20 protein-coding genes are annotated in these 22,059 nt (G+C 62.7%); 10 read left to right on the top strand and 10 right to left on the bottom strand.

The features are described 5' to 3' along the window. Positions 1-35: 35 nt before the first annotated feature. Together ABI_RS20200 and ABI_RS20195 are read right to left on the bottom strand one after the other, a co-directional pair. Positions 36-1,439 (bottom strand): DUF1501 domain-containing protein, encoded by a 1,404-nt coding sequence (locus tag ABI_RS20200; protein ID WP_050808372.1) that lies wholly within the window; start codon positions 1,437-1,439, stop codon positions 36-38. Positions 1,440-1,443: 4 nt separating this feature from the next. Then, positions 1,444-3,285 carry a DUF1800 domain-containing protein gene (locus ABI_RS20195; RefSeq protein WP_006274927.1) on the bottom strand — a complete coding sequence of 614 codons (1,842 nt, stop codon included), beginning with the start codon at positions 3,283-3,285 and terminating at the stop codon, positions 1,444-1,446. Between the two features lie 234 nt (positions 3,286-3,519). Here ABI_RS20195 and ABI_RS20190 point away from each other — a divergent pair, with 234 nt between their 5' ends. Then, a complete protein-coding gene (locus ABI_RS20190) occupies positions 3,520-3,945 on the top strand; it encodes a YciI family protein (RefSeq protein WP_006274926.1) in 426 nt (141 codons plus the stop codon). 63 nt (positions 3,946-4,008) lie between these two features. On the opposite strand, the gene ABI_RS20185 is transcribed toward ABI_RS20190, so the two are convergent. Beyond that, a complete protein-coding gene (locus ABI_RS20185) occupies positions 4,009-4,662 on the bottom strand; it encodes a hypothetical protein (RefSeq protein WP_006274925.1) in 654 nt (217 codons plus the stop codon). Between the two features lie 132 nt (positions 4,663-4,794). Between ABI_RS20185 and ABI_RS20180 the strand changes: the two genes are divergently transcribed. Then, positions 4,795-5,235, top strand: a complete 441-nt coding sequence (locus ABI_RS20180; protein WP_006274923.1) for a YdeI/OmpD-associated family protein — start codon at positions 4,795-4,797, stop codon at positions 5,233-5,235. Positions 5,236-5,254: 19 nt separating this feature from the next. Beyond that, positions 5,255-6,397, top strand: a complete 1,143-nt coding sequence (locus ABI_RS20175; protein ID WP_157139032.1) for an acyltransferase family protein — start codon at positions 5,255-5,257, stop codon at positions 6,395-6,397. Here the strand turns inward: ABI_RS20175 and ABI_RS20170 are convergent. Next, positions 6,392-7,171: a hypothetical protein gene (locus ABI_RS20170; RefSeq protein WP_006274921.1), complete on the bottom strand. Its 780-nt coding sequence runs from the start codon at positions 7,169-7,171 to the stop codon at positions 6,392-6,394. The genes ABI_RS20175 and ABI_RS20170 overlap by 6 nt on opposite strands. 1 nt (position 7,172) lies before the next feature. Then, complete coding sequence (locus ABI_RS20165) at positions 7,173-7,607, bottom strand: ABA4-like family protein (protein WP_006274920.1); 435 nt, start codon at positions 7,605-7,607, stop codon at positions 7,173-7,175. Positions 7,608-7,707: 100 nt separating this feature from the next. Between ABI_RS20165 and ABI_RS20160 the strand changes: the two genes are divergently transcribed. Then, positions 7,708-8,301, top strand: a complete 594-nt coding sequence (locus tag ABI_RS20160; RefSeq protein WP_006274919.1) for a TetR/AcrR family transcriptional regulator — start codon at positions 7,708-7,710, stop codon at positions 8,299-8,301. 40 nt (positions 8,302-8,341) lie between these two features. Next, the gene (locus tag ABI_RS20155) at positions 8,342-9,775 is read left to right on the top strand and encodes a glycosyltransferase family 39 protein (RefSeq protein ID WP_083811580.1); all 1,434 of its coding nucleotides are present in this window, start codon (positions 8,342-8,344) and stop codon (positions 9,773-9,775) included. Here ABI_RS20155 and ABI_RS20150 read toward each other — a convergent pair. From ABI_RS20150 to ABI_RS20135, 4 genes are all read right to left on the bottom strand, one after another. After that, entirely contained in the window at positions 9,772-10,977 is a 1,206-nt protein-coding gene (locus ABI_RS20150) for an RNA polymerase sigma factor (protein WP_006274917.1), read from the bottom strand. The genes ABI_RS20155 and ABI_RS20150 overlap by 4 nt on opposite strands. A gap of 1 nt (position 10,978) precedes the next feature. Continuing rightward, on the bottom strand, positions 10,979-11,320 hold the full coding sequence (locus ABI_RS20145) for a YciI family protein (protein ID WP_006274916.1): 342 nt from the start codon (positions 11,318-11,320) through the stop codon (positions 10,979-10,981). Positions 11,321-11,592: 272 nt separating this feature from the next. Continuing rightward, the gene (locus tag ABI_RS20140; protein WP_006274915.1) at positions 11,593-12,027 is read right to left on the bottom strand and encodes an OsmC family protein; all 435 of its coding nucleotides are present in this window, start codon (positions 12,025-12,027) and stop codon (positions 11,593-11,595) included. 44 nt (positions 12,028-12,071) lie between these two features. Further along, entirely contained in the window at positions 12,072-13,307 is a 1,236-nt protein-coding gene (locus ABI_RS20135) for a phenylacetate--CoA ligase family protein (RefSeq protein ID WP_157139031.1), read from the bottom strand. A 131-nt stretch (positions 13,308-13,438) separates the two neighbouring features. On the opposite strand from ABI_RS20135, the gene ABI_RS20130 reads away from it, so the two are divergent. After that, the gene (locus ABI_RS20130; RefSeq protein WP_006274913.1) at positions 13,439-14,134 is read left to right on the top strand and encodes an outer membrane protein; all 696 of its coding nucleotides are present in this window, start codon (positions 13,439-13,441) and stop codon (positions 14,132-14,134) included. Positions 14,135-14,303: 169 nt separating this feature from the next. Here ABI_RS20130 and ABI_RS25425 read toward each other — a convergent pair whose 3' ends face one another. Continuing rightward, positions 14,304-14,504 carry a hypothetical protein gene (locus ABI_RS25425; protein ID WP_157139030.1) on the bottom strand — a complete coding sequence of 67 codons (201 nt, stop codon included), beginning with the start codon at positions 14,502-14,504 and terminating at the stop codon, positions 14,304-14,306. On the opposite strand from ABI_RS25425, the gene ABI_RS20125 reads away from it, so the two are divergent. From ABI_RS20125 to ABI_RS20110, 4 genes are all read left to right on the top strand, one after another. Then, positions 14,503-16,806, top strand: coding sequence for a TonB-dependent receptor (locus ABI_RS20125; RefSeq protein ID WP_006274911.1), 2,304 nt, complete (start codon positions 14,503-14,505; stop codon positions 16,804-16,806). The two genes, ABI_RS25425 and ABI_RS20125, sit on opposite strands and share 2 nt — an antisense overlap. A 184-nt stretch (positions 16,807-16,990) precedes the next feature. Further along, complete coding sequence (locus ABI_RS20120; protein WP_006274910.1) at positions 16,991-18,244, top strand: spinster family MFS transporter; 1,254 nt, start codon at positions 16,991-16,993, stop codon at positions 18,242-18,244. A gap of 165 nt (positions 18,245-18,409) precedes the next feature. Further along, positions 18,410-20,503 carry a right-handed parallel beta-helix repeat-containing protein gene (locus ABI_RS20115; RefSeq protein ID WP_006274909.1) on the top strand — a complete coding sequence of 698 codons (2,094 nt, stop codon included), beginning with the start codon at positions 18,410-18,412 and terminating at the stop codon, positions 20,501-20,503. Continuing rightward, complete coding sequence (locus tag ABI_RS20110) at positions 20,500-22,035, top strand: rhamnogalacturonidase (protein WP_006274908.1); 1,536 nt, start codon at positions 20,500-20,502, stop codon at positions 22,033-22,035. The genes ABI_RS20115 and ABI_RS20110 overlap by 4 nt, the downstream gene beginning before the upstream one ends. The last annotated feature ends 24 nt before the right edge of the window (positions 22,036-22,059 follow it).

Genomic DNA, 22,059 nt, shown 5'->3' with positions numbered 1-22,059 from the left:
CGTAGGCGGCGAGAGGTAAAATTTGGCGGCCTTTTCTAAACCATAAAACCGAGGTTCGAGTTCGAGAACCGGCCGATGTTCGGCATGATGGTCGACAGCTCGCTGGCTGGGACGCCGAACCACCGCGCCAGGGTCGCCGCATACTGATCCACCGACGTTGTCGGGATCAGCCGCCCCTGCCCGGCATCGGTGTCCGTATCCAGATCCACGGTCGGCATCTTGCCCGCAATCCGCCGGCCACGCACCGCGCCGCCGATGACAAAGTGGTGCGCGCCCCAGCCGTGGTCGCTGCCACGACCGTTATGCTGAAGCGCCCGGCCGAAATCGGACGCCGTAAAGGTCGTCACGTTCGACGCCATCCCCAGTTCCACGGTCGCGTTGTAAAGCGACGTCAGGGCGCCATCCAGTTCGGTCAGCCGCTCGCCCTGCTCGGTCAACAGGTTGTCGTGGAAGTCATAGCCGCCGGCAGCGATGAAATAGATCTGACGGCGCTGGCCCAGTTGTTGCTGGATGGAGATCAGCCGCGCCACCATACGCGCCTGGGCGCCGAGGTAGTTGTTGGGGAACACCGTGGTCAGCGTCGGCGCCGAATTCAGCGCCCGCGAGAGCTTCTGTTCCGACTCGACGGCGCGGTTATAGATGGCCGAGAATCCGCGCGAGATCATATGTCCATTCTGACGCAGCAGCATGGAGCGGATGTTCTCGGTCGCCTGCGGCGCCTGCCACAACGGTCCCCAGCTGTTGATCGGATCGACCCGGATCGGCCCCCAGGGCGTGATCTGGTACTGGATGGTTGAGGCGCCGGTCTGGATGGCGTTATTGCCCGCGATCGACATGGCGATGGAAATGGCATTGGGCGAGTTGAAACCCGCCGCCATCATATCGCCGATACGCCCCAGCCAGCCGGTGCGCGACGTCTTGTCGGGCAGACCGCTCTGCCACTGCCCGGTCTGGTCGGAGTGCGAAAACAGCTGAAACGGCAAGGGCCGGCTGTTGCCTTCGTATTGTGCCCGGGTCACCGGATAGGCCAGGGTCCCGACATTGGCGACGATGGTTGCCCGGCCCTGACCGTAGAGCGAGCGGATACCGCGCAGATGCGGCGACATGGCGAGGGCCGGACCGGTATAGCCGACCGGGTTGATGGGCAACAGGGTGTTACGCGGAATGGCGAGGGTTGGCCGCGCCAGTTGGTAGCGGGCATAGGCATTGGTCTCGTAGGGTATGATCGTGTTCGACTGGTCGTTGCCGCCATACAGGAATACGCAGACCAGGGCCTTGTAGTCATTGGCCGTCTGGGCCGCCGCGCCGCCGGCTGCGGCCAGTTGCGTCAGGAAGGCGGAACCGCCGGCGGCTCCCGCCATCTGCATGGCCAGGCGCCGGCTGATCCCCTTGTGGATGGCAGGCGCTGCCACGGGCTTATCGTGCGTGTCGTCGCTCATCTGCCTATCTCTGCATCTGGAATTGCGGGGAAATCATGGTCATGGCAACGCACAGGGCGCACCGGATATAGCGGCCGTTCTCGGCGTCCAGAGGAAAGCTTTCGACGGCTTCCAGGATCAGGGTGTGAGATTCGCGGTCCAGCTGACGGCCGGTCAGCAGCAGGTTGACCCGGTCAACCAGGCGCGGCGGATCATCGGCCAAGGGCAGTTCCTCGGCATAGCTGGCGGAGATGCGGTTCTCGTCCCAGCCATGGCCGTAGAAGGCGGTCGAAAAGGCGAAATTGGCCCATCCGGTCACGGTCGTTTCATGGGCGATCTGGAATTCCGGTGCCACCAGGCCGGCGTCGGCGATCTCGCCCTGGGGAGCATAGTCCGGCCGGAACCAGTTGAACACCGATGGCGCGCGCAGCGGGTTCTGGCCGATGCTCCACACCGTGTCTTCGAGGTTCCAGATGGGGTAGATGCCGGTGGTCGAGCGGGCGCCGAAGGCCCGCAGCCAGCTGCCGAAGCGAATGATCGGCTCACGGATCTTGCCACTACGGTCGGACATCATCGAGGTCTCGCTGGTCGCCTCCATATCGGTCAGGATGGCACGAATAACCGCGCGCATATCACCGCGCACGCCCTCGCCATTGTTGTTGAACTTCTTTGCCACCCGGCTGACATATTCCGGCGACGGGTTGGAGGTGACAAGCCGCTGGATCAGTTGCTTGCCGATGAAGGGCCCGACATTTGGATGGTTGAACAGGGTGTCCAGCGCGATCCGCATCGTGTCGACGGCGCCGGTGTTGGCGGGTATGACCACCTTACGGATGATACGCTTTTCGCTGACCGAGGCGAACTGCTGGTAGTGCCGCATCGGCAGATCCCAGCGTACGGTCTCGACCTCATCGATCGGCCAGCCGTACCAGCGGTGGATATTGTCGTCCGGCCCGCCCCAGCTCCAGCCGGTGAACACCTTGGCCATGCCGGAGATGTCCTTCTGGGTGTAGGTCGGGATATCCTTGCCGAGGGTCGATTTGCGCCGGGTGCCGTCCACGTTCAGCTCCCACAGCCCGATGGTGAACAACTGCATGACTTCGCGGGCAAAGTTCTCGTCCGGAATGCGGCCGGTCGTAGCGTCTTCCTTCTCATTGCGGATATGCGACAGGTAATGCCCCATGGCCGGGTGCAGGGCGACGCCCTCCAGAAGCTGGCGGAAATTGCCAAAACAGCGGTCAGCCAGCATGTCGAGATAGCTGGCCAGGGCGTGGGCATTACCTTCCAGCGGGCTGTTGACCTCGGAGACGACAAAGAGCTCGGTAAGGGTGAAGGCAATGCGCTGGCGCAGGGAGTCAGCGTCCTCGGCCACCTGCTGCCACAGGCTTTCCAGGAAGGCGTTGACATACATCCGATCGCAGGTGCCGCAGTTCAGCGGTCCGCCGCGCGTGACATAGCCGAAATGGGTATCGCGGCGCGGTGCGATGAATTGCTGGTTCAGCCAACCGTCGTAGCCAAGCGACTGGACTTGCCGGATCTCGGCCATGGTCGGACCGAAGGTGGCGTGGCTGAGGAAGCGCGCAGCTTCGTTTTCGGTTGGCGCCTGCAAGGCGCCAGTGGGTCCGCCCAGGCCGCCGAGACCAATAGCATTGAGGATGGAGTTGCCACCTGCTGCCGAACTCCCGGCCGCGCTGCCACCGCCGGCGCCCCCGCTGCTGCCGCCGCAGGCCGCCAGCAGTGCCGCCGAGGCCGTGACGCCCAGCCCGGTAAAGATCTTGTCGCGTTTACGGCGTGTAGACCTGGCTTCGGGCGCCGGCGCCGTTTCGGCCTCTCCCGTCGTGATGACATCTGGAATTTCGTCCGCCATGGTATCCCCGCAGAATTCGACCCGGGGGAGCTTGCCCAGCCCGAGTCTGACAGCGGGTTAACATTTATGCTGAATAAAGTCTTAGGACAGTCACGACCGTGTGATAACTGGGTTCGCGCCATTGCAAAAAAATATTCGTCCGGATGTAGGATCGCGCCATGACCGTTCGTCATGTTGACAGAACCGGCCGCGATGACATGGTGTCGCCGGGCAAGACCAGATGGAGAGTAACCTATGAAAGTCATGGTGATTGTTAAGGCGACGGCCGATTCCGAAGCCGCTGTCATGCCCACCACTGAGCTGCTGATGGCTATGGGCAAGTACAATGAAGATCTTGTCGACGCCGGCATCATGCTGGCCGGCGAAGGCCTGAAGCCGTCGAAGGAAGGCGCCCGCGTCCTGTTTTCCGGCGACAAACGTCTGGTCACCGATGGCCCGTTTGCCGAGACCAAGGAACTGATCGCCGGCTTCTGGCTGTGGAAGGTTCGCGACCTTCAGGACGCCATCGACTGGGTCAAGCGTTGCCCCAACCCGATGCTGACCGATAGCGTGATCGAGATTCGCCCCGTCTTCGACTCCGAGGACTTCGCCGAACAGGACCCGACCGGCGAGATACTGGCCAAGGAAGCCGAACTACGCGAGCGCCTCGGCACGTCCTGATTGCGCCTATGGCTGTGGAGACAGCGGGTACCGGGCGTCAGGGGGGGGGGGCGCGCGTCCGGCTCAATCGCCTGGCAGGCAACCGCCGTCCGCGCGCAGATTGCGCACCCAAAGCGGTTCGGTGTAGGCGCCGGCGACACGGAAGCCCGGCGCGCAGTCTCGTGGGGTGCCCGAAGCGTCACGGGCCCCGTCGGACATGTCCAGTGACAGGCCAAACGACTGCGAAGTGGCACCGCCGCGGCCATAGCGATGCCCGTACGCACCGGGATAGCCGTATCCGGGATAGTCGTCGTAGCCGTAGCCCCAGTTACCGTTCGTTCCGTAATCGGTCTGGCTGTAGGACAGGCCCAGTAGGCCGTCGTCGCCAACCGGGATCAAGGTGTAGACATAGCCGCTGCGGTAACCGCCGGTGCCGATGCTGACCCCGGCACCGCCGTGGATCTTGCGTTTACCCTCACCATCACGGTCGCTCCACAGGCCATCGCCGCGGCCTTCGCGCTCGATCTTTGGGGCGTTGTTGAGCCAGGCGATGATCTGATCGTCGGTCGTGACCGGCTTGGCGATGGTATCGTCCGCTCCGGAGGCGGCGATTTCGGCCTGGGTCGGCAATTTGGTGCGGGCCTTGGCAGCCACCACCTCGTCACTGGCCTGCGCCAAAGCGGCGCACGGAAGGGCCATCATCAGGCCAAGGGCAAGAACGAAACGGGACGCACGCATGGAAAGGACCTCCGATCCGGTCACCATGGACCGGATCTGCAACCGAATTATGGCCGGACTGTATCCAATGTGCAAGGCCGGCAATTCCCATCCGCGCCCAACGGATATAAGCTCACCCAAGGAGGCCGCGCGATGAAGTTCAATACTACGCTACACCAGCCAGAGGGCCGATCGGTCACCGGCATCATCGTCCCGGCCGAGGTCGTCGAGTCGCTGGGCGCCGGCAAGAAGCCGCCCGTGACTGTGACGGTCAACGGCTATGCCTACCGCACCACCGTCGCTGTCATGGGCGGACAGTACATGATCCCCTTTGCCTCAGAACATCGCGCGGCTTCGGGCATCCAGGGCGGTGACGCCATCGAAGTTGATATCGAACTGGACAGCGCGCCGCGGGTGGTGGAAATCCCCGACGACTTTCAGGCGGCGCTGGATGCCGCCGGGGTCGACGAGGCGTTCGACAAGCTGGCCTTCTCCCACCGCAAGGAACATGTCCGCGCGATCGAGGACGCCAAGACACCCGAAACCCGCGCCCGCCGTATCGATAAGGCGATCGCAATGCTTGTGGGCCAATAGACCTGAAGTGGGGGGCGAAATGACTCAAGGTAATCGCTGGCTGGCGCTGGATATCCTGCGCGGTCTGTCCATCATCTTTATGCTGCTGAACCTCAACCCAGGTTCGTGGTCTGAGCAGTATGGCTGGGTGCTCCACGCCAAATGGGAAGGCGCCACTTTCATCGATATGGTAGCGCCGGTCTTCCTGTTCTGCATTGGCGTCGCCATTCCGCTGTCCTTGCGGCGGCGGATCGAAGCCGGCGAAAGCAATGGCCAACTGGCGAAACATATCCTGAATCGCGCCGGCATCCTGGTGCTGCTGGGCCTGTTTCTCAACGCCTATCCGGCCTTTGACTGGGCGCATATGCGCATTCCGGGGGTCCTGCAGCGGATCGGCGTCTGTTACGGCGCGGTGGCTTTGTTCGTCTTGTTCACCGCCCGTCGCGAGGGTGGTTTCCGGTTAAATGCCAAGGCGGGGTGGATCGCATGGACTTTCGTCCTGCTGTCGTGGACCGCCCTGTTGATGTTCGTGCCCGTGCCAGGCTTCGGAGCGCCGCGCTTCGATCCGGTTGGAAGCTGGCCGGCCTATGTCGACCGGCTGGTCCTGACAACGGATCACATGTTCCCGTGGTGGCCGGTCGACGGTAAGGTAGTGTTCGATCCCGACGGCCTGCTCAGCACCTGGCCGGTGTGCGCCAATGTGCTGTTTGGCGCCCTGGTCGGCCACGCCCGCCTCACCGGTATCACGGCGCCGATCCTCAAGATGCTGGTCGCCGGGGGCCTTCTCATGGCGGCCGCCGTCGGACTTCACACGACTATTCCGATCATCAAGCACATCTGGACTGCGACCTTCGCCCTGTTCACCATCGGATTTTCGCTTGTTTCGCTGGGCGCCCTCACCCTGCTGGTCGAACGGTGGAACTCAGCCCCGGCCTTCTATCCGGCCCAGGTCTATGGTTCCAATCCGCTGCTGGCCTATATGCTGAGCTTCCTGGTGGCGCCGCTGATCGACCTGGTCTGGCTGAAGCCGCCGGCGGCGTCGATCCGCGCCGCCGGTCAAGCGCTGTTTGCCCAGGCGTTCGAGCCGAGACTGGCCTCGCTGTGTTTCGCCCTGACCATGGTGACAGCGATCTTCCTGCCGCTGTGGGTATGCTGGCGCAACAAGTGGTTCCTCAAGCTATGAGAACAGCCCCGGCAGGAAAGGCAGCCCAGCCAGGGCTTCGGTAAAGGTCCAGAGGCACAGGGCCGCATAGGCGACCGTGCCGGCGACCACGGCGCCCCAACATAACGCCCGCGGGAGGCCGCTCACCAGCAGCGCCAGGAGCGGCAGTGCCTGATGGATGTGCAGGCTGAAGAAATGCGACACCCGCAGGTCGCCACCAATGCGGTTCCAGCCAAACAGCGGAAAGTGGCCGCCTTCGGTGCCGACGGCATGGCCTTGCTGCATCGACATATACCCGGCGGTGGCCATGACCAGGACCACCGTAAGGATCGGCGCGGCCACCAGGGCGAAGCGCAGGTCGCTGCGCGTTCCGGCGACCGGGTGGCGGGCGATCTCATATGCGACCGGCAACAAGGTGAAGAGGATGATCACCGCCGCTACCCCCATCAGCGTATACATCAGCCCATGGAAGGCGTCGGAGACAAAAAAGTGCGACGGTTGGCCCAAGGCGGCCTGGAAGCTGATATAGCCGAGTTCGAAGATCGCCGGCACGATCAGGCCCCAGCGGACGAAGGCCATATGCCAGAGTGACTGGCGCTCCGGCCGCGTGAAGTGGAGATAGATGGCCTGGGTCGCGGCAAGAACCGCCAGGGACAGGGCGAACTTGGCCGGTTTGACCCAGAGATTGACGCCGTCCAGCAGGCGATGATCGAAGGCCTGGGCGACCGACATGGCGACGAAACAGGCGCTGAGGGCGACGGCTGTAGACGTGAGTTTTTTTTGCAGAGGGGTCATGTCAGGCGGCCTTCTTTTCCGGGGCGAAGAGGCTCAGAACAGCGTAAAGCAACAGACCGGCCGGGCCGAACATGAAGGTCAGGCCCAGGCACGGCACGATCAGCCAGCCAGGGATGCCGCGCCGGCCACTGTCTTCGACGATCCAGGCGCCGACGAACAGATCGAAGGCCAGGTAGTGCAGCCATCCCGCCGTCAAGGCGTAATCATTGGCGAACAGAGCGCGTACTGCGGCGATCGACGAAAAGCCGCCCTCGCCGAAAGCTTCGCGGCCGGCCACCAGCAGGCCGATATAGGCCGCGCCGAACACCAGGGCTGCGACCAGCCTTACCAGGCCGATCGATCGCGGACGAAACGGCCGTATCGCCAGCCCTGCCAAGAGGGTCAGCCAGCCGGCCATGGCCAGCAGGTTGCCGAGATTGAAAATCGTTTCTGACATGAGGCGTCCTTTCGTGGATTGCGCATGGCATTTTATCACTGTATAGATTGAACTAACGCGCAATCTGAACGCCGTCAAGTTAAATCTTAACACTGTTAAAATGAAATCCGAATCCAAGTCCTATCACCACGGCGACCTGCGTCAGGCGCTGATCGGCGCTACCGAACAGATCCTGACCGAACGTGGCCTGGAGGGGTTTTCGATGCGCGAAGCGGCGCGGCGGGCGGGTGTATCTCCGGCGGCGCCGGCGCATCATTTCGGCGATGCTCGCGGCCTGCTGACCGCGGTGGCGACCGGCGGATTCCTGGACCTGCAGCAGGCCTTGCGTGCAGCCAATGCGGAAGGCGGCGATGACCGCGTGGCACGGATCCGCGCCCAGGCGCGGGCCTATATCCGTTTCGGTGTCGCTCACCCGGCGCGGTTCGATCTGATGTGGCGGTGTGAGGCGCTCAATCGCGCTGACCCGGCCTATTTGTCAGCCAGTGTCGGGGCCTTTTCGCTGTTGCACGAGGCGATCACCGGTGTCGGGGTGTTAGCGGAGCAGTTATGTGATGCCGCCAAACCGGGCATCGACGTCCGCGCGGTTGCGGCCTGGTCGCTGGTCCATGGGTTCACGACCCTGGCGCGGCAGGGCAATTTCGATCCCGAGATGCCTGGGTTGATGGACGGGGTTTTGGCAACACTGACCGTGTGACGCCTTGCCGCCGGGTGAAAATGCAGCCAATAGAGGGGGCATGCTCGCGCGCTTGAAACAGTACCCCTGGCTGACCGCCGTCGTCATCGGCATGACGGTATTGCGGCTTGTGACCGCATCGCAGGTCGAGTTGGTGCCGGACGAGGCCTATTATTGGCTGTGGGCGCAGCATCCCGACTTCGGCTATTACGATCATCCGCCGATGGTGGCGTGGTGGATCGTGACCACCACCTTCCTGTCCGACAGCGAACTGTTCGTGCGATTGAGCTTTGTGGCGAGTTTCTTAGGGCTAAGCTGGCTGATGTACGACGCCGCGCGCGTTCTGTTCGACGAGGCGATCGCGCGGCGGACGGTGCTTTGGCTGAATGCCTGTCTCTTGCTCAGTATCGGGTCAGTCGTGGCCACACCCGACCCCCCGTCGGTGCTGATGTGGGCGGGCGGCTTGTGGGCCCTGGCGCGGCTTTTGGCATCCAACAAGGGGTGGTGGTGGCTGGCCTTCGGGCTGTTCGCCGGTTTGGGCGTCGAGGCCAAATATACCAACCTGTTCTTAGGGTTGGGCGTCGCTGCCTGGATGATGATGGACAAGCCGGCGCGGCGGTGGCTGCTGACGCCGTGGCCGTATCTGGGTGGCCTTGTGGCTCTGGCGGCCATGGCACCGAACCTGATGTGGAATCTGAACCACGACTGGGCGACCGTCGAAAAGCAGTTTGGCCGTATCGGTGCCCAGGATTTTACGCTGAAGTTCCTGATCGAATTCGTCCTGTCCCAGCCCCTTCTGCTCAATCCGCTGATCTTCGTGTTCACAGCCCTGGGCGTTCTGGCGGCCTTCCAGAACAGCGAGTCGCGGCTGAAACTTCTGGTCGCCCTCCCCCTGCCCTTGTTCGCCTATCTGCTGGTCCATGTCTTCCACGACCGCATCCAGGGCAATTGGACAGCGCCGGTGTTTCCCGGTCTTGTCTTGCTGGGCGCGGTCGTGGCCGAGGGTATCGAGGGTAAGGGCTGGAACCGCGCACGCTGGCTGGCAGCGCCGCTGGGAATCGGGCTGAGCACGGCGGTGCTGCTGTTCCTGACATTGACGCCAAAACTGCCGGGCATGGGTGGTCTGTCCGAAGGCTGGAATCAGTTGAACTCCGCCATCACCTACAACCAGGCTCCCGGCGATCCGCAATGGGTGGCCAGTACCGACTATAACAGCCATGGTGAATTGAGTTATCACTCTGGACAACCCAATGTCTCGGACAGCTACATCCTTTACGCCATGGCCGAACGCGAGCGCTATCCCTGGCAGGGCGTCCCGCCGCAGGGCCTGGCCCTGATCGTGGTCGCCGCCGACCGTCCGCTGGTGGTGGGCAAGTGTTTTGCCGATGTACGGGACGCCGGCACGGCATCGCGGACCCAGAAACCGGGCAAGAAATCGAGCTATCGGCTGTATACCGGGACTTTGAAAGACCCGGCCTGCGACCTGGCGGATTAGATTTCCGCCAATCGTTCGCGCAGAAACTCGCGCTGGGCTTCGTGCTGACTAAGGCCCACCGCGCGTTCATAGGCCGCCCGCGCCTCATCCGGCCGGCCGAGCGTTTTCAGTATATGGCCGCGCGCGACCCACCACGGCTGATAGTCGTTCAGCCGCACCGTATCCAGAGCGTCCAGCACGGCCAGGCCATCGGGGGCCCGGCCGTCCTCGGTCAGGGCGACGGCATAGTTGGTCCTTGCCGCCAACGACGGTGCGATCTTCAGCAGGGCCTCGTACAGACATATAACCCCTTTCCAGTCCGAACCGCGCGCCACCGCGCTGCGGACATGAACCGATTGGATCAGGGCTTCGAGTTGAAACCGCCCCGGTGCGCGTTTTGTACCCGCCGCATTAAGCATGCGGTTGGCAGTTTCGATCCGGCCCCAGTCCCATAGGGCGAAATCCTGGTCGCCGAGGCGAACATAGCGGCGGCCGACAAAATGGGCCGCCTTACGCGCCTGGCAGTACAGCATCAGGGCCAGCAGGCCGTTCAACTCGGGCGTCAGGGACACCAGGCTATGCAGGGCCAGACCCAGATCGATGGCTTCGTCGGCCAGGCTCCGGCCTTCTCCGCCGTCGAATTCGACCCATCCGAGGCCGTAGGCGGCGTAGACGGCGTTGAGCAAGGCTGGCAGACGAGTTGCGTAGACGTCGCTATCGGGCACTTCGAAGGCAATGCCAGCGTCGCGGATCTTGGTCTTGGCGCGGCTCAGGCGCTGGCCCATGGCCGACGGCTTGACCAGGAAGCTGGAGGCGATGCGTTCGGCGGACAGCCCCAGGACGGTTTGCAGCATCAGCGGCGTTCGGATGGTCTCATCGATTGTCGGGTGGGTACAGACGAACATCAGCTTCAGGCGGTCGTCGGGAAAAGCCGGGTCGTCGGTGTTCCTTTCCTGCATGAGAAGCTCCACGGTGGCTTCGGCTTCGCTGCGCACCTTGGCGCGGCGCCAGGTGTCCTTCAGGCGATTGCGGGCGATGACCAGAAGCCAGGCTTCCGGTTTTTCGGGCACGCCACGGACGGGCCACACCTCCAGGGCCCGCAGGAATGCGGCCGCCAGCGCCTCCTCGGCAGCCGCGATGTCGCGCGTTCGGGCAGCCAGATAGGCGACCAGCCGGCCATAGGCCGTTCTGGCGGCCTTTTCCGCTTCGGAACGCGCGTCCATCCTACATCTCGAGTTGCGGGCGGACTTCGACGCAGCAGCCGGACTTGACCGGCACGCGCGCCGCCCATTTCAGGGCTTCATCCAGGCTGGGAACGTCGATGAGATAGAAGCCGCCCAGCATTTCGCGGATCTCCGCGAAGGGGCCGTCCTGAACGGTGTGGTCACCGTCTCCGATGCGGACGGTGGTGGCGGTCTCCGGCCCCTGCAGCCCGGCTCCGCCTTCCATGACGCCTGCGTCGATGAGGGTCTGCGTGAAGGCCGGCCAGGCGGCGGCATAGTCCGGATCATTACGGTACGCGTCCCAATCTTCGGCGTGTTCATAGATCAACAGAGCGTATTTCATGGTCGTGGTTCCTTGTCTGGGTGAGCGCATTTGCGCGGCTCATGACATCGACGCACGACCTTGCCCTATTTCGACAGGGCGCAAAAATTTTTTTGGGCATGGAACTCAAACCCGCCGCGAAGCGGAAAAGATCGTAAAGGGGATCCACAGATTCCACAGATTAGAGGGATTAAGATATGTGGCGCAAAGCGCCGTTTGATATCGGCCTGACTCGACCGGAGTGCAGGAAAATCCCGCTAATCTGTGAAATCTGTGGATCCCCTCTCTTCGCTCTACGCCAGAACCGCTTCCAGCGAGATCGGTACAGCCGACAAGGCCTTCGACACCGGACAGCCGGCCTTCGCGCCCGCGGCAATCTCGTCGAACTGGCCCTGGGAGATGCCCGGGATGACCGCCGTCAGTTTCAGCTTGATGCCGGTGATCGAGAACCCGCCCTCACCCGGTTGCAGGTCGACGCTGGCCTCGGTGTCGATGCTGGTCGCCGTGAAACCGGCATTGGCCAGGGCGAAGGCCAGCGCCATCGAGAAGCAGCCCGAATGGGCCGCGGCGATCAGCTCCTCCGGGTTGGTGCCGGCCTGACCGTCAGCGTTTTCAAAACGCAGCTTGAAGGAATAGGGCTGGCTGTTGAGCACGCCGCTCTGGGTGGTCAGCGTGCCTTCGCCGGACTTGCCGTCGCCGGCCCAATGCGCTTTTGCGGTACGGATCATAAGTGTCTCCTGTGAAAGTGTACGGGCGGGTTGTAACGCCGTCGTCAGATCAGGCAAATAAAGTTTTCGTAGGACTTGCCGCTGGTGCGGCCGTCGTCGATCGACGAGACGGCATCAACCACGACCTCCGTCGCGCCGGTGACCTCGGCGACATGGGACTGGATTTGGCGGACCTGATCGTCGGTGGGAGGCGCATCGAAGACGACCCGGATGACAAAGCGACCGATCGTCTCCTGGATTAGCTGGCGGTGCGTGTGCGGGGCAATCTTCATCAGTTTTACGCCCGACAGGTTCGGCCAGAACAGGCTGCCGTCCGCCCGCTTGAACATGTTGCGCAGCCGCCCAGTGATCCGCTCCAGCGCCCGCAGGCCCGGCGTGGCCTTGTCCGGCTTCCCCCAAATGGCATAGTCCCCCGGCGCGTAGCGGATCAGCGGCGTGGCATAGGCATAGAAGGGCGTAATGATCACCGGATGCGGCCTGAGATTCGCCTTGGCCTGGGTGACGGTCGGAGGCGCTTCCAGCCAGAGGTTTTCTTCGCACACCTTGAGGTCACCCTTCGGCCCTTGAATGGCCATAGGGCCGGCCTCCGAACAGGAATAGAGATTGATCAGGTGTCCCCCGTAGGCCGCGGCGATGGCCCTGGCCGTCTCTTCGCGGCAGGTTTCCCCGGTCAACAGAATCGCCTCGACGCCCTCCAGACAGGCGCCGCCGTCGGCCAGGATCCAGCTATGGACGATGCTGGGATAGGAGATGACCAGGCGCGGCCGGATGCGGATCAGCTCGGCACACTGCGCCCGGGGCGGCAGGAAGAAATCAACAAAATGTACCGAACCGGAGGCGGTCAGCGGCGCCCCGGCTTCCTTGCCTGCGACATCCCCCGTCACCGCCTTGGAGATCGCGGCGGGCCGGGGTTCGCTCAACCCGCGCCAAGCCAGGGCGCGCGCCGTCAGCGCCTCCGAAACGTAGCGGCTGGGGGCGGTGCGCAGAAAGGGCAGCGGCGTTCCGGTCGATCCCGTCGTCTGGCCCGGCTGAATCGGCGCCATGAAGCGCGGCACGCCTTCGGACACCAGGCCATCGCGATTGAGGTAAGCCTCTTCGCGCGTCAGGACCGGCACCTGCTCCCATCGCGACATGTCGAACCGGTCGCCGTCGAACAGGGGTTCCAGGCGACCGGTGTCGCGGTAGAACGGGACATGACGCCGGGCGTGACGGCATAGCTTTTCCAGCAGACCTTGCTGATACGCAACGACGGTTTGGCGCGCCGCCAACTGTGACTTCATGAGGCTGTCGAATACCTGGCGGCCCTGCGGCGTCATATTTCCCCGGCTGGTTGCGCCGCAACTGCGGCAGATGTATGGATAGGCGGTATTATCTCTCGCGTTTTATCCGATTCCTTACGGGGTTTTCTTCCATGTTTAAGACCAAGTCTGTTTTCCTCTCGACCCTGGCCGTTTCCGTGTCCGCCCTGGCCTTGGCCGGAGCACCTGCGATGGCCGACGATTTGTCGGGCACCCGTATCGGCGTTCACGCCGGCTATCTGTGGGGTGATCTCGAACCTACCTCCGGTTTTGATGATTTCGGGGACGATCACATCGAAGGCTATGAAACCGATGCCGAAGTCGGTGGCGTCGAACTGCGCCACGACTGGCAGGACGGCGATACCGTGTTCGGCCTCTATGCGTCATGGACCGGCACCAATGCCGAGGGCGGCACCACCATCGAAAAGACGACGGTCGATAGCGAAGGCGTCAATATATCGACGGATCATGGCTTCGACACCAACCTGGCTTGGCTGGCCTCGGCCGGCGGCCGCGTCGGCACGGTCATCAATGGCAATACGCTGATCTACGCGCAGGTCGGCGCGGCTTCGGGTCGCCTGAAGATCACCGAAACCGGAGATGGTGCCGGCGCCAAGCGCTCGGTGACCGCCTATGGTTATGCCGCGGGCGTCGGCATCGACTATCAGATCACCGACCGTTGGTCTCTGGGCTTTGCTCTGCAGCGGTTCGAGTTGAGCGATGTCGAATTTGAACCCGACGCCTTTTCATCGGGCGAAATCAAGACCAAAGGTAACATCGCCATGGCGAGCCTCGGCTTCCGCTTCTAGCCTCTTTCTTATATATAAATACTCGAAAATTGCACACTCCGCCCCGCAACCTGCCGGGCGGAGTGTTGCTTTTTGCGACATGCGCTCCATTGCGCCGGCCCCCAACTGCAAAACTCTGCAAATTATCAGAGTCAAAGGATATTGTCCCAGAACCGAATAAATTAAACGGTTAGTCGAGGGTGCGCAGCAGCCATGACCACCCCTGATAACGCTGCCTGTGGCGCAAAATCATCAGAATTTCAACAACCGTATAAAAATTCAATGAGCGTTGATTTTTACCCTTTACAGACCGCCGTCCTTTCGACATCGTTGCAGCTGTAACGCCACTATAAAAATCGGCCACCTTCACTCCAGGGAGTGTTTTACACATGAAATCCGCCTTCAAGCGCGCGCTGATCACCAGCGCGGCACTTTCCGTCACGGCTATGGGGCTCGCTGCCCCGGCCTTTGCCCAGGACGCTGCCCCAGAAGCCGCTCCGGTCGAGGACGGCACCACCGTCGTCGTTACCGCGCGCCGACGCGACGAAACCCTGAAGGCGGTGCCGATCGCTGTGTCGTCCTTCTCTGCCGAAAAGCTTGGCCGGACCGGTGCGCCCGACATCACGTCGCTGCAGCAACAGACCCCAAACCTGACGCTGCAGGTGGCGCGCGGTTCCAACTCGACCCTGATCGCCTTTATCCGTGGCGTCGGCCAGCAGGATCCGCTGTGGGGCTTCGAGCCCGGCGTCGGCCTCTATGTCGACGACGTCTACATCGCCCGCCCCCAGGGCGCGGTGCTCGACATCTACGACATCCAGCGCATCGAAGTGCTGCGCGGCCCGCAAGGCACGCTGTATGGCCGCAATACGATCGGTGGCGCCGTCAAATACGTTACAAAGCCGCTGGGACACGAGACGGCTTTCACCGCCAAGGCGGTGCTGGGGTCGTACAACAACCAGAATCTTACCTTGTCCGGCGCCCTGCCTCTGGGCGACACGCTGACCGTTGGGGCGGCGGTGGCCAGCCTGAAGCATGACGGCTACGGCAAGAACCTGAATACCGGCGCCGAACATTACAACAAGGACGTCCTGGCCTATCGCCTCAGCGCCGACTGGACTCCGACCGACGATTTCACCGCCCGCTTCAACTACGACAACTACACTGACAATTCGGCGCCGCGCCACGGCCACCGCGAAACCGTCGCCAAGAACGCCTTCGGTGGCACCCTGTATACCGGCGCCAATGCCTATATCGGCTTGCCGACCGACAGCATCTACGACACCTATGCCGGCATCGGCGACGACAATAAGGTGGTCAATGACGGTGCTTCGGCGACGCTGGAATACCGTGTCAATGACACCTGGACCGTCAAGTCGATCACGGCCGTCCGCAAGGGCCGCACCGATACCGTCATCGATTTCGACGGTACGCCGCGCGACGCTCTGGACGTCCAGGCCTATTACGGCGACAGCCAAGCCAGCCAGGAATTCCAGGTCCTCTATTCCGGCGAGCACTGGAGCACGGTGGCCGGCCTCTACTACCTCAACAGCACCGCTGAAGGCGCCTTCGACACCCGTCTGGGTACCTATGACGCCTATGCCGGCCTTGGCGCGATCTACGCCAAGTTCGCCAACGGACTGACGGCGCTGACCGCCGGCAAGGTCCGCACGCAATCCTGGGCCGCCTTCTTCGACTCGTCGGTGCGGATCAATGACAAGCTCAGCTTCTCGATCGGCGGCCGCTATACCGAGGACCACAAGACCGGCACGGTCTACAAGGCCAACTATTACGGCCGGCGCAGCCCGGCCTTCGGCGGCACCACCTTCCTGACCGCCAACCCGGACCTGAAGACCAACTATGCCAATGACCGCACCTTCTCGGCCTTCACGCCGCGGGTGTCGGTGTCCTACAACTTCACCGGCGACCTGACCGGCTACGCCTCGGTGTCCAGCGGCTTCAAGTCCGGTGGCTTCGATATGCGCGGCGACGCTTCGGTGACCCCCAACACCGTCAATGGCTACAAGCCGGAGTATGTCGTCACCCAGGAAATCGGCCTGAAGGGGTCGATGTTCGATGACCGCCTGAACTTCGCCGCGGATATCTTCTCGTCGAAATATACCGACGTGCAGATTACCCGCCAGACCACGGTCGGCAGCACGGTGGCTTCCCAGGTCGAAAACGCCGGCAAGGCCAATATGAAGGGCGCCGAGTTCGAAGGCACCTTCCGCTTTACGCCCAACCTGACGGCGTCGGCGACGATCGGCTATATCGACGCAGAATACGAAGAGTTCCTGAGCTACAATGTCACCACCGGTGTCACCACCAACATTGCCGGGGCGGCCAAGTTCCAGAATACACCGGAATGGACCAACAGCTTCGGCCTGACGTGGCGTTCACAGGTCGCCGGCGGCCAACTGGTGATCGCGCCGCAAGCGTCCTACCGCTCAGGCCAGCAGCAGTTCGAGTTCGCCCTGCCCGCCCTGGATCAGCCCGCCTTCTGGCTCTACGACCTGGGCGCGTCGTGGACGGCACCAAGCGGTCATTACAAGGTCGGCGTCTATGGCCGCAACCTGACCGACGAAGAATACCGCGTCGGCGGCTACAACTTCCCGGCCAACGGCTTCGGGAATTCGGTGACGGCCTTCTACGGCCCGCCGAAGACCTTCATGGTCTCGCTCGAGTACAAGTACTGAGTACCAAAACCTTGACAACTTTCGGCGGCTCATCCCTTGGTGAGCCGCCATTTTAGTGCTCAGGCGCCGAACTAGGCGCCCCCCGAGGCTCCTCGCTTGAGCTCGGGCGGCCAAAGAACGTTCCTGAGCGCCCTTGCCAAGCCGCACGGCGGCTTGGCGCTGTATTATCGTTGAAGGAAACCCCATGTCCGAGGTCACACAGAGCCAGGGCGTACCCGGCCGGCACTTCATCCTGATCCTGCTGATCCTGGTATATATCCTCAACTTCCTCGACCGCCAGATCATCAGCATCCTGGCCGTGCCGATCAAGGAAGAGTTTGGCATCAGCGATTCGCAACTGGGCTGGCTGCTGGGCCTGGCCTTCGGGTCGGTCTATTCGGTGCTGGCCATTCCGGCGGCGTGGCTGGCGGACCGGTTCTCGCGGGTGTGGATCATGACCGGTGCACTCGCCATCTGGTCGGGTTTCACGGCGTTCTGCGGCCTGGCCGCCAACTATAGCCAACTGTTCATCGCGCGTATGGGTGTTGGGGTCGGTGAAGCCGGCGGAGTCGCGCCGGCCTATTCGCTGATCTCAGATATGTTTCCGCCCAAGTCACGCGCCCGCGCCCTGGCTATATATTCGTTCGGCATCCCGGTCGGTGCTGCTGCTGGTGTCCTGTTCGGCGGCATGATCGCCAAGGCAATCGACTGGCGCTACGCCTTCATCATCATCGGCATCGTCGGACTGCTGGTCGCGCCGGTGTTCAAGCTTTTGGTCAAGGAACCACCGCGTCCGGTCAATGCCCAAAAGGCGCCGCCGATCTGGGAGGTCGCCGGCATTGCGTTCAAAAAGCCGTCCTTCTGGCTGCTGTCGTTCGGCGCCGGCTGTTCGTCCCTGGTCGGTTACGGCCTGATGGCCTGGCTGCCGTCCTTCCTGGTCCGGTCGCTGAAGTTCGACCTGACCCAGACGTCGCAATATCTGGCCGCCATCCTGTTCTTCGGCGGCGTCGCCGGCATGTTCATGGGCGGTTTCCTGGCCGACAAGCTGGGACAAAAGAACAAGGCCGCCTATGCCCTGATCCCGGCTTCGGCGTTTGTCGTATCGGCGCCGCTATATGCCGTCGGCACCCTGGCCAATGCGCCGGAATTGACCTTCGTGCTGTTCATGGCGGCCCAGGCCCTGGGTCTGGTTTGGCTGGGGCCGATCCTGACAGCGGTCCAGCACCTGGGGCCGGCGCGGTCGCGAAGCCAGATGTCCGCCCTGTTCCTGCTGATCAACAACCTGATCGGGCTGGGTGTGGGGCCGTACTTCTTCGGCAAGATGTCGGATGTACTCAAACCCGAATATGGCACAGACTCAATCAAGTGGGCCTTTGTCATCGGACTGAGTTTCTACTTGGTGGCGGCCGTGTTGCTGGTGCTGGCGTCCCGGCAGTTGAAGAACGACTGGGTGGAGTAGGTCTGGGCTGGGCTGGGCTCCACCTCCGTCTCGACGCGGTCGGCGCTGGAAAATCAGGATTGCATGAGACGACGGACATGGCGCGCCTTCAGGTTTGCGTGCCACGGGCCACATTGACATATGATGTATGATGTGTGACCTAATTGCGCAAAACAGGAAACGCTCATGTCCCGTCTTCTCGTCCTTACCCTCGCTGCCCTGGCGGTTGCTACGCCGGCCTATGCCCAAACGAAATGGGACAGGCCTGCCACGACCTTCCACGTTTCGCCCAAAGGCGATGACCGCAGTGATGGCTCCGCGGCCCGGCCCTACCAAACCCTAATGCGGGCAAAAGAGGCGGTGCGGACGAAAAGCGCCACTTCGGACGTCGCCGTCAGCCTGGCGGACGGGACCTATCTGCTGGAGGCTCCGCTGATCCTCACCGAAGCCGATGGCGGCCAGAACGGCTTTAGCGTTACCTGGCAGGCCGCCGATGGCGCGAAGCCCGCCCTGTCCGGCGGACTGGCCATCACCGGCTGGAAACCGTACCGTGACGGTATCTATGTCGCAGACACGCCCAAGGGGCTCGATACACGCCAATTGTGGGTCAATGACCGGCTGGCCGAGGTTGCTCAGGTCGAGATTGACCGCAAGTCTGTCACCTTCAGCGAGACAGGCCTTACGATCGCCAACCCGCCCGTGAACCTGGCCGCCCTGCCGGCTCAAGACCGCATTGAAATTGAAAGCCAGGGCTATTTCACCGCCCGCTTTTCGCCTGTCAAGTCGATCGCCGGGAACACACTGACCATGCAGCAGCCGGCCTGGGCCAACAATATCTGGGGCTGGGACACCATCCCCAATCCCTTTCATCCGGAAGACGCCCACCTGTATCTGCGTAACAGCCTGGCCTTTCTGACCCAGCCCGGCCAATGGTTTCTCGATCCCGGCGCCGGCAAGCTCTATTACAAACCGCGCGCCGGCGAGGATATGACGACGGCTCAAGTCGTCCTGCCGCGCCTGGAAGTGTTGCTGGCCGTCGCGGGTACCAAGGACAAGCCGGTCCATGATCTCAACTTCAGGGGCCTGCGCTTCTCGCACACCTCGTGGCGCGGGCCGTCGTCCAACCAGGGCCTGGCCAGCCAGCAGAGTGGCACCTTCATCACCGGCAAGGCCGCCTTCTATCCTGAGGATGTTCTCGACCGCTGCAAGACCGGCTGCGCCGAGTTCGAGACAGTGCGCAACCAGTGGAACCAGACACCGGCCGCCGTCCAGGTCTCGGCCGCCCAGCATATCGTGTTCGAAGGCAATGTCTTCGCCCATCTGGGTCAGTACGCCTTGGGGATCGGCAATGACGACAACGCCCACCTGACGGGCCAGGGCCTGGCCGCCGTCGATATCGTGGTCAAGGGCAATGTTTTCACCGACCTCGCCGGTGGCGCCATCTCAGCCGGCGGTGTGCGGCCAGACGCCCATCACCCGTCCGATCCGCGTCTGACCAACCGCCAGCATGTCTTTGAGAACAACCTGATCCAAAACGTCAGTCAGGACTACAAGGACAACAGCGCCATCATCGCCACCTACATCTGGAACAATGTCATCCTGCATAACGACATTTCCGGCGCGCCCTATGACGCTATCGATGTCGGCTATGGCTGGGGCTATGTCGACGCCGGCGGCAACCCGAACTACCGCACGCGTATGCGTGGCTACGATCAATGGCCGGGCGGTGGCGGTAATCCGGTCTATGATACGCCGACCACGCACAAAGACGTCTTTGTCGGCTTCAACCGGGTCTACAAGATCAAGCAGTTGTTCCTGGACGGCGGCGCCATTTACAATCTGGGCGCCTGTCCCGACTGCGTCTTCGCGGAAAACCACGTCTTCGATATCGGCCCGCGGGTGGCGCTCTATTTTGATGAGGGCTCGCGCGGCCTGCTGATCCGCAACAATGTCGTCGAAGACGCGTCGAAATGGCTGAATGTCAATACGGCGCGGTCGGCCCTTCCCTTGCGGACCTCGACCAACAATACGGCGCGCGGCAACTGGCACAACACCACTGAGGTGGGCGGGATCTGGTCGGCCTATCAGGAGGACCTGATCGTCGACGATCACGACGTCCCCGACAAAAGCTGGCCGGCCGAAGCCAAACAGGTCATGGCCAATGCCGGTGTTCAGGACGACATCGTGTTGCCGGACTACAAGGGTGTCAAGCCGCGCCCGAAAGCCGCCGGCCTGCCGCCGTCAAACGGCTCCCCGACGGCAGAGAAGACACGCAAATGATCCGTCGCAGCCTTCTCTCGGGCGGACTTGCCCTGCTGGCCTCGCCGAGCCTGGCCCAGAGCAACGGTATCTTTAATGTCCGCGACTTCGGCGCGCGCGGCGACGGCGTGACCTTGGACACCGACGCTATTCGCTCGGCGGTGAAGGCTGCCCATGCCGCAGGCGGAGGTACGGTCCTGCTGCCGGCGGGGCATTATCTGAGCTTCTCGGTCCGATTGTTCGACAAGGTCACGCTGTGGCTGGGCGAAGGCTGTGTGCTGGAAGCGGCCGATCCCGACATCCATCCCGGCGCCTATGATCTGGCCGAGACCGACTGGCCGGAACAGTTCCAGGATTTCGGAATTACACAATTTCACTGTTCGCTCATCTATGCCGATGACGCCCGCGATGTTTCGGTCATCGGCCGCGGACTGATCTACGGCAAGGGTTTGCGGCGCGAAGACCCTGGCGCGCGCTGGCATGGCGTCAAGGACTGGCAACCTGGTCCGCGCCTCAACGACCCAAAGGAACAGGCTGTCCAGGGCCAGGGCATCCGCGCCATAGGCTTCAAGAATTCCAGAAATGTACTCGTGCGCGATGTCACCATACTGCAAGGTGGGCATTTCAGCGTTCACCTGCTGGGGTGCACGAATACGACGATTGAGAATGTGACCGTCGATACCGATCGCGACGGCATCGATATCGACTGTTGCCGCGATGTGCGGTTGCGCGACTGTATCGTCAATGCGCCCAAGGACGACGCCATCGTGCTGAAATCGTCCTACGCCCTCAATGAGAAGATCGTCACCGAGAATGTCTCTGTGACCGGCTGCAAGACCTCGGGCTTCGCCATGGGATCGGTGCTGGACGGCACCTATCGGCCGTCGGACTATCGCTCCACCGATGGAATCGGTGTGCTGGGGCGGATCAAGCTGGGGACCGAGTCCAATGGCGGCTTTCGCAACATCCTGATCAGCGACTGCCAGTGCGACTCGACCCGCGGCATCCTTATGGGGGTGGTCGATGGCGGGGTGCTCGAAGACGTGCTGGTCAGCAACATCACCCTGCGCAATCCGGTCAACCATCCGCTGTTCGTGCGCCAGGCCGCCCGGTTGCGCGGTCCGAAAGGCATTGTGCCGGGTGCCTGCCGCCGGGTGGCCTTTTCCAACATCCATGTTACGGGCGCCGATGGCCGATATCCCTGCGGTGTCGCCGGCATTGCCGATGCACCGGTCGAGGACATCACCTTTCGCGATATCCATGTAGTGAGTGGCGGGGGCGGCACGGCCGACGACGCCCGTCGCGACGTGCCGTATCGCCGTGAGACCAGCCTGGAAGTGTCGTTCATGGGCACCCTGCCCGCCTTCGGCTTTTACGCGCGGCATGCCAGGAACCTGTCCATGCGCGATGTGACGTTCGAGACGACGGCACCGGATGCCCGACCAGCCATGGTGTTCGACAGTGTTCAGACGGCCCGCGTCACCGGAGCGCCGGCGGCAACGGTGCGCGCTGTCAAGAGTTCCGGGATCACACTGGACGGGAAGTCGGTATAACTGCTAACGGCACTCCGAAAGAGG

Origin of the sequence: Asticcacaulis biprosthecium C19 (genome assembly GCF_000204015.1) — a bacterium.
Classification (GTDB): Bacteria; Pseudomonadota; Alphaproteobacteria; order Caulobacterales; family Caulobacteraceae; genus Asticcacaulis; species Asticcacaulis biprosthecius.
The sequence above is the reverse complement of the archived record's forward strand: the minus strand, read 5'-3'. Positions and strand labels throughout refer to the sequence as shown.